This is a genomic window from Chloroflexus aurantiacus J-10-fl (genome assembly GCF_000018865.1).
Taxonomy (GTDB): Bacteria; Chloroflexota; Chloroflexia; order Chloroflexales; family Chloroflexaceae; genus Chloroflexus; species Chloroflexus aurantiacus.
The window spans coordinates 3,528,971-3,537,595 of the sequence record NC_010175.1 but is presented as its reverse complement, the minus strand read 5'-3'; the positions used below and the strand labels follow the sequence as shown (position 1 = coordinate 3,537,595).

Annotated in this window: 6 protein-coding genes and 1 tRNA gene; all 7 read right to left on the bottom strand. The window is 54.3% G+C overall.

The features are described from left to right. Positions 1-2: 2 nt before the first annotated feature. Complete coding sequence (locus tag CAUR_RS13890; protein WP_012258504.1) at positions 3-947, bottom strand: GGDEF domain-containing response regulator; 945 nt, start codon at positions 945-947, stop codon at positions 3-5. Between the two features lie 26 nt (positions 948-973). Beyond that, positions 974-2,470: a multidrug transporter gene (locus CAUR_RS13885; protein ID WP_012258503.1), complete on the bottom strand. Its 1,497-nt coding sequence runs from the start codon at positions 2,468-2,470 to the stop codon at positions 974-976. A 120-nt stretch (positions 2,471-2,590) separates the two neighbouring features. Beyond that, positions 2,591-5,434: an excinuclease ABC subunit UvrA gene (uvrA, locus tag CAUR_RS13880; RefSeq protein ID WP_012258502.1), complete on the bottom strand. Its 2,844-nt coding sequence runs from the start codon at positions 5,432-5,434 to the stop codon at positions 2,591-2,593. A 341-nt stretch (positions 5,435-5,775) separates the two neighbouring features. Further along, a tRNA-Thr gene (locus CAUR_RS13875) sits at positions 5,776-5,851 on the bottom strand. A 300-nt stretch (positions 5,852-6,151) separates the two neighbouring features. Beyond that, complete coding sequence (locus CAUR_RS13870) at positions 6,152-6,847, bottom strand: SDR family NAD(P)-dependent oxidoreductase (RefSeq protein ID WP_012258501.1); 696 nt, start codon at positions 6,845-6,847, stop codon at positions 6,152-6,154. A gap of 180 nt (positions 6,848-7,027) precedes the next feature. Then, positions 7,028-7,711 (bottom strand): GTP cyclohydrolase I FolE, encoded by a 684-nt coding sequence (gene folE / locus CAUR_RS13865; RefSeq protein ID WP_012258500.1) that lies wholly within the window; start codon positions 7,709-7,711, stop codon positions 7,028-7,030. A gap of 73 nt (positions 7,712-7,784) precedes the next feature. After that, positions 7,785-8,609: a 6-carboxytetrahydropterin synthase gene (locus CAUR_RS13860; RefSeq protein ID WP_012258499.1), complete on the bottom strand. Its 825-nt coding sequence runs from the start codon at positions 8,607-8,609 to the stop codon at positions 7,785-7,787. Positions 8,610-8,625 lie beyond the last annotated feature (16 nt).

The following is an 8,625-nucleotide window of genomic DNA, read 5'->3' as shown; positions in this document are numbered from 1 at the left end:
GATCAGGAGCGACCATAGATAGCAAAGCTGCGTTTACCTTGCTCACGGGCTTGAATGAGTGCCCGCTGGCGCACCTCCTCAGCCACTTCACTCAGCTCGCGAATGTCGGCAAATGGGCCATCATCCTGGGTCAGAACCCCAATGGAGAGCGACATTAACGGTGCCTGGCGGGTTTCACCGGTGTCGTCAACAAACTCGATATAACCCTGTTTACGATGCCGATAGTTATAATGCAAACCGATCTCTTCATCAAAGCGAGCAATGATGCGTTCACAGATAGCGTGGCTTCGTTCAGGAAGCGTCGTGATCATGAACGACTGACCAACCGATTGTTGACCAACAAATTCTTCGTTACCACCCAGCTCACTCACCACTTCGTTCAGCATCAGGGCAACGAAGCGCAGCACATCTTCGCCAACCACCGCGCCGTACACGTTCGTAAACGTCTCAAACCCATTGATATGAACATTGATCAGTGCCCAGCGCGGTGCCACCAGGAGCTGACGAAGCTGGTCATTCAGCAACTCAGCCGTTGGTAGATTGGTTACCGGATGCAACTGATTACGGCGACGTGCCTCTTCGAGCTGGTTCTTGACAATCGTGTGCACCTCTTCGATATCGAAGGGTTTAACGATGTAATACTGAGCCTGTACTTCACCCAATCCGATCAGCCGATCACGTCGTTCACCACGCGCTGTCAGGAAGATGATTGGAATATGGCGGGTACGTGGGCTGGCGCGAAGGGCACGTCCAACGTCATACCCCTCCATATCCGGGAGATTGACATCGAGCAGGGCCAGATTTGGTGGCGTTTTGCTGCAAATCTCAAGTGCCTGTTGACCGCGTAGAGCAGTGTAGACTTCATACCCCTGAGCAGTGAAGTAGATTTTCAACAGGCTGGAGATGTCTGGCTGGTCCTCAACGACGAGGATTCGTTCTTTGCTCACAGCGATTTCTCCTCGCGAAACGGCGGCTATAACCGCTGGCTCGCACTGATGTGATCGGGCAGGCGGCCATTCCCGGCAGACTGATTGGAACGAAGCGAACTCATCCGTACCGGCGAATCACCCTCTGATGGTGAATTGACATCTGGTCGAGCCGGATCATAATAGACGTTTGGCCAGTGGTAAATAATCCGTCGCGGTTCTCCGGTTGCTTCATCGATGTCGTTCAGGTCATGACCGGCTACGGTCTTCCGGATCAGATTTTGTTCGTTGTCAAAGATTATAACAGCATTTGATTCTATCATGCGACCAGGATAGATGACAAATCCGCTCCCTAATTTCACGTTGTGTCCGACCGCTGAACCGAGTACCGGCATATTCACCTCGACCGGGACACCTTCGTGGATGACTTTAATCGGTTCACCTTGCAGATTGAAGTCGGTGAACACGTTGTTGGCACCGATGAAGGTATTGCGCCCGACAACACAGAGTTGCAGCGTGCTGTTCTGGGCAACCATGCTGTTTTCCATCAGTGTCGTCATGAACAGGCCGGCATTGAATGGCAGGAAGCAACGATCACTAACCACGCTGAGCATGATTTGTGATCCCTGCATAATGTTCACGTTATTACCAATATAGCTGTTCGCTATTACCACGCCTGGCCCGATGTAGACATCGTCACCGATAACCGTTGGGCCATGGATGATGGCAGTTGGGTCAATCGAACAGCGTTTTCCTACCTTCACCAGCGCACGTGAAGCCAGGAAGTGGTTGCGCCACTGCTCTTCCAGCGGATTGATCTTCTCCCAGAAGGCTTTCAGCGCAAAGGCGATTTTGCCTGGGAAGAGCCGCCAGTCTTCCGCCGTCCAGCGCAGAATGTTGTGCAGGCGTGCCTTGCTCATCCTGACATCGAGAGCTGCTGCCCACGAGAAGACGCCCATCAGAACATTCGCCATCAAGACATGCAGCCAGCTTTCGATAGAGACGAAAGCCCGAATTGGAATCTGGTAGGTCAAATCGCCCTTGTGGGCCATATAACTCGGAATGCGGTAATAGCCCATCTCGTGGCTGAGTGTATCGATCACGAGTGGTTGTGCCTGTGAGAGGTCGTTACTCCCCGCAGGGAGGTAGTAGAGATCGGCAACATAATAGTCACCTTCACGGCGAATATGGCGGGAAAGCTGGGTAGCGTGGCGCTCGATGCTGGGATCGCCCTTCTGCCCGGTTGCCGGATTGGTCGCCTTGAAGGCAATCTGGGCCGGTGTGCCACGTGCACGGGCTTCCTGAATGAAGGTGTTGATCAGTTCCGCATTGAAAAAGAGGTTGTCGCGGTAGATCAAACGCTCATCGTGGGCCGGTATGTCAGCGACTTCGGCCAAATGGTCAATTTCAGTTGCTTTTTTACCGTACACCTTCAACAGATCGCGCTGCAGGAGCCAGAGTGGCTTGTTGAGAATCCGCAATTCACGGGCAGGCTCAGCGAAGGGCGGGATAAGGGTTGGATCACGCAGAATAATCCGCTCCATCGAACGAGTCCTTTCTGCCGTTGCCGGCGCGGATGGGTTCATCGTCTGTTTGTACTATAGGTTGTAGCTCCTGTAGACACAAGATTTAGAGATTACATTCGGATTAATGCATCTGCCTGATTAGAAAGCCAGTTTTTGCCGCAAATATGCGCCTGTCGGCGAAACAGGAATGGCGGCAATGGTTTCTGGCGGACCAGCACCTATCAGATAACCGCCCCGCTCACCTCCCTCTGGACCTAATTCAATCACCCAATCGGCAGCAGCAATCAGATCAAGTTGATGTTCAATTACGAGCACTGTATTACCGGCGTCAACCAGACGTTGCAGGACAAACAGGAGACGATCAATGTCAGCAAGGTGCAAACCGGTTGTTGGTTCATCAAGAATGTAGAGTGTGTGCCCATTGCTTCGTCGGCTAAGTTCAGCAGCGAGTTTAATCCGTTGGGCTTCGCCGCCGCTCAGGGTGGGGGCCGGTTGCCCTAGTTTGAGATAATCGAGACCGACGTCGTGCAATGTCTGAAGCCGTTCGGCAATTGTCGGCACACGGGCAAAGAAGTCTAGTGCGTCCGCAATGGTTAAGTCGAGCACCTCGGCAATATTGAGGCCACGATAACGAATATCCAGTGTTTCTCGATTATACCGCGTTCCGTGGCAAACGTCACAGGGCACGAACAGATCTGGGAGAAATTGCATTTCAACCTGAATTAACCCTTCACCGGCACAATGTTCGCAACGACCACCTTTGACGTTGAAACTGAAGCGAGCTGCATCGTAGCCACGGGCTTTGGCCTCGTTGGTAGCCGCAAACAGTTGGCGAATGGTGTCAAAGATCCGGCTGTATGTCGCCGGATTTGACCGGGGAGTACGTCCGATAGGGCTTTGGTCGACTACGACAACCCGTTCCAGATGCTCAATCCCCAGCAGGGCATCGTGTTCGCCGGCCCGTGTTTTGCCGCCATGCAGCAGTTGGCTCAGACGCGGTGCCAGGGTGTCACCGATCAGGCTACTCTTGCCACTGCCGCTGACACCACTGACCACGACGAAGCAGCCAAGCGGAATGCGGACGTCGATGTTTTTGAGGTTGTTGGCCCGACAGCCACGCAACTCCAGCCATCGGCCATTGGGTTGGCGGCGCTGCGCAGGTAGAGGAATGCGCCGCTGACCACTCAGGTATTGTCCGGTCAATGAGCGTGGGTTTTGCAATAAGTCGGGCAGGCTGCCATTGACCACAACTTCGCCACCACGTGGGCCAGCTCCTGGCCCGATGTCAACAATCCAGTCAGCAGCGCGGATCGTTGCTTCGTCATGTTCGACAACAACAAGGCTATTACCGAGATCACGCAAATGAAATAATGTAGCCAGCAAACGGTCATGGTCACGTGGATGTAGACCGCTACTCGGTTCATCGAGAACGTAGAGTACACCTGAGAGACCGGCTCCTAACTGCGTAGCCAGGCGTACACGCTGCATCTCACCCCCGCTGAGGGTCATGGTTGTCCGATCCAGCGTCAGGTAGGCCAGTCCCACTTCTTGTAAAAAGCGGAGTCGTTGCGTAATCTCATGCACGATTGGACGGGCAATCGTCTGGTCGCGTGGGGAGAGTTGTGCCTGTTCTAAGAGCCAGGATGCCCATGCAAACGCCTCTCCAATTGTCATTTGGTGTACATCGGCGATTGAGCGACCGGCAATCAGAATGGCTCGCACTTCAGCTCGCAGGCGGGTGCCGGCACAGGCCGGGCAGGCGCGAGGTGTGGTGTACTGTTCTAACACCGATGAATCTCCGTCAGCACCCTGGCCGGCCAATCGCCGCCGGAGATTGGGAATGACCCCTTCAAACTCGGCTTCTAAACTGCGAGGCTGACCATTCACGTGATAGTGCAACGTGATTGGCTCACCACCGGTACCGTACAACAGGGCGCTCAGACATTCGGGAGATAGCGAGCTGACCGGCGCTGTCGGATCAATGCCGAAATGGTTGGCGAATGAGCGAACCATATCGCGATAGTAGCGCTGACTATTCGCATCACCCTCTCGCCACGGTGCAATTGCTTCGAGAAGAGGCAGACTGCGGTCGGGTATGACCAGTGCCGGATCAAATTCCGGCACAATTCCAAGACCGGTACACGTAGGACAGGAACCCTGGGGACTGTTGAATGAGAAGTCGCGTGGTTCGAGTTGACCAAGGTCGAGCGGGCCGTGTTGCGGACAGGTATAGCGTTCGCTAAGGAGATACTCATCGCCGTCGATGACCTGTACGATGAGCTGACCGCCGCTCAGTTTCAGCGCGGTTTCTACCGAGTCGGCAACACGAACCCGATCCAGTGCCGGAGTACCATCGGTGGTCTGACGAATGATGAGACGATCAACAATTGCCTCAATGGTGTGTGGCTGGTATTTTTCGAGACGAACCGGTTCATCGAGATCGTAGACAGTCCCGTCGATACGGGCGCGCACAAAACCACGACGGCGAATCTCGCTCAATACGCTCTCGCTCTCGCCGGTAAGCGGTGCCAGTAACAACACGCGCCGCCCAACCGGCAGATTGACTATCACGTCAACCATTTGTTGTGGTGTGTAGCGACGCAAAGGAGAACGGCACTGAGGACAGTGCGGTTGACCAATACGGGCAAACAGAAGGCGCAAAAAGTCGTAGATTTCGGTGACGGTGCCAACAGTCGAGCGTGGATTGCGGGCACTTCCCTTTTGATCGATGGCAATTGCCGGCGATAGGCCCTCGATCAGATCGACATCGGGCTTTTCGATCTGGCCGAGTAACTGACGTGCATACACTGACAGGCTTTCGACATACCGACGCTGTCCTTCAGCAAAGATGGTGTCGAATGCCAGAGAGCTTTTTCCTGAACCAGAAACACCGGTAATAGCCACAAGCTTACCGCGAGGGATATCGAGATCGATCTGCTTTAAATTATGGGTACGCGCACCGCGAATACGAATCCAGTCCATTGTGAAATCATTTCAATGGTAGGGAATGTGGAAAATCCAGCAGCGGATGCTCTCTGAGCGTCTATCCGCACAAGCCTTGCCAGGGTCGATGCAATGGGTAAGCCGGTTTGTTGCTGTTACCTGTTCTGATACGGTGTTTCGGATAGACTCTCAGAACATCACTCATTTCAGGATTCGCGAAGAACCGCTATTGCCATCCCGTATCTGTTCAAACCCTGGCAGATATGTGAGTTGTCAGCCTGTATATATTACCATAGACCAGTTCGTCAGATCAAAAAAGCCTGAGACCCATGTGATGCCTGGCATCATCATGGGTCTCCGCAACGCAATGGCAAAACGGGTGGAGCCAATGGCCGGACTCGAACCGGCGACCGGCTGTTTACGAAACAGCTGCTCTACCGACTGAGCTACATTGGCGATGTACCTCTTCGATTCTAGTCGAAGAGCTGAGGTTTGTCAAGATCGCAACGGGTTGAGCTGCGAGAAGATGTTGGCGCAATAACGGATAGCAAGAAGGTGAACAACAGGAGAATGAAGGCATCTCATCCGGGCAGTGAGTACGAAACGGAAGAGAACCTTTCGGCGCGTTGAGATACCTCTACCACATGGGCTGGAGTGCGGAAGTACAACTTCCGCACTGGTTGCGCATCAGATCGGGTGTGTGGGCCATGCCGGCCCATACACCATCACCCAACTTTTCGACAAAACAGCCACACCTCACAATCGCCCTGCGACATGACCAATCGTCAAATCCTCAACCGTCGCGTATGGTGGAAGTGCAACAAGGGCGGCAATGACCGCAGCAACATCGCCCGGTTGTAGCATATTGGTACGCGACCAGTCACCGGGTATGGCATCCCAAATCGCGGTATCGGTGGCGGCGGGTAGGATCGAACAGACACGAATACCGCGTGGGCGCAGCTCTTCACGGATGGCAGCCATAAAGCCAAGTGCGCCGTGTTTAGCGGCTACATATGCCGACCAGCCTGGGAATGCCTGGCGAGCGGCAACTGAGGCAATATTGATGAATAGGCTACCGCGATCCATGCGGGCTGTAGTCGCTTTCGCAACCAGGAAGAGACTGGTGAGCTGAGTCCGCATGTGTTCTTCCCAGGCGGGAAGTTCAATGTCGGCCAGCGGTGCTACCAAAGCCCCACCAACACTATGCACCACAACATCAAGTGTCCCTTCTCCAGCAGCCTGAGCAACGGTTGGGGCAACCTGGGCTGGATCGGTGACATCACACGGTACGACAAGGCATTGGGCACCAGCCGCAGTAGCCTGTCGGGCAACCGCTTCGAGGGCAGTACGATCACGCGCCGCCAGCGTTAAACGAGTGTCAGGCCCGGCCAATGCAAGTGCTGTAGCTGCACCGATACCGCGTGAAGCACCGGTAATCAGAATGGTACGCATATTCTCTTGTCCTGTTGCAATAGACGACAGCCACTTGCGCTTCAGGCTAGCGAAGAGACTGTTTCGCTGAAACAGCAGACTCAACGTTGTTATCGCCTATCGGCTACACTGCCGGGTTCCCGGACATGGCGCTGGCAGATAAGCGCAAATAGCTGTCGTGTGCAGGTGCGTGCGAAAGACTCATTCCTGACGATTATTCACCCGGTTAATATGCGCCATAAACTCGGCCCTCGTCTTGGGGTCTTCGCGGAACACGCCCCGCATTGCCGAGGTTACCATGCGGGCATTGGCCTTCTTGACACCGCGCATGACGCCACACATGTGAATGCCTTCGGCCACGACTGCGACACCGGCAGGTTCAAGGGTGGCATTGATGAAGTCTGCGATCTGCACCGTCATCCGTTCCTGCACTTGCAAGCGCCGGGCAAACATCTCAACGATGCGTGGTATCTTACTTAGACCGACAACTTTGCCATTGGGGATATAGGCCACGTGAACCTGACCAAAGAATGGCAGCATGTGGTGTTCACAGAGACTGTAGTAGTCGATGTTGGTGACCAATACCATCTCATCGTAGGCCACGCTGAAGACAGCACCGTTGATCAACGCCTGCGGATCAATGTGGTAACCTGCCGTCAGTTCGGCATACATCTTGGCCACTCGTGACGGTGTCTTCTGCAACCCTTCGCGATCCGGAACCTCACCAATAGCAGCCAGAATTGTCCGTACCGCCTCCTCAATCCGAGGATCGGCGTTAAATGACATACCTTCAAGTTTCCCTCGACCGGGGATGATCAAACTCTCGTAGTGCTCCTCATCAAGCTCAGGAGTTGGGTGGTGATAGCCGTTACCATTACTAGACATAGATGTGTTCTCCATTACAGGCACGAACAACGCGACGTGCGCGTTCGGCGACGAAACACAGGATTACGTGCCATCAGGCGGGAATGACCGACGGACCGGCATAGCTAAAGATGTTCTTGCGGGTCTCCCACAAGCGCAAGAGCGCCAGGCGACCTTCAAGGAGCGGCGCAAGTTCATTCCAGAGGTAAACGATGATATTCTCAGCGGTCGATGGGCGGTCGGCAAAAGCCGGAATCTCACGATCCAGGTGGCGCAGATGCAATCGGTCGATGACCGAGTGTACCGTGCGGTCAAGCCACTCCAGATCGACCAGCATACCGGTTGCCGGATCAATCGGCCCCTGTACCGTAACCTCTAGCGTATAGTTGTGACCGTGACCATTAGGATTATTGCATTTGCCATAAATAGCCAGATTCTCCTCATCACTCAAGGCTGGTGCATGCAGACGATGGGCAGCGGCGAAGGTGTACAGGCGAGCAAATTGGGTCTCACCAACACCATCGTATTCGGCCCACAGATCGGGCTGTTCATAGAGGCGGAGATGCTTCAGGCGCGCATGGGCAGGCAGGCGGGCTGCAATTAAACGCCAGAGTACGCGCACCAGATTCTCGGTCGTGGGCACTTGATCGCGAAAGTAAGGTGTATCGTAATTGAGGTGCTTGTGGTCAAACTCTTCGAGCACCTCATTCACGATAGCCTTCAGTTCGGTCATATTCATCACCATCCCGGTGCGCTCGTCAAGCTCACCGGTAATGCTGACATCGAGTGTATAGTTATGCCCATGACCGTATGGGCTGGTGTACGGCCCGAAGACGCGCTCATTTTCTTCCGCACTCCAATCATCGCGCCAGTAGCGATGAGCTGCCGAAAATTCAAAGCGACGGGTTGCAACGACCATAGAATAATCCTTTCTG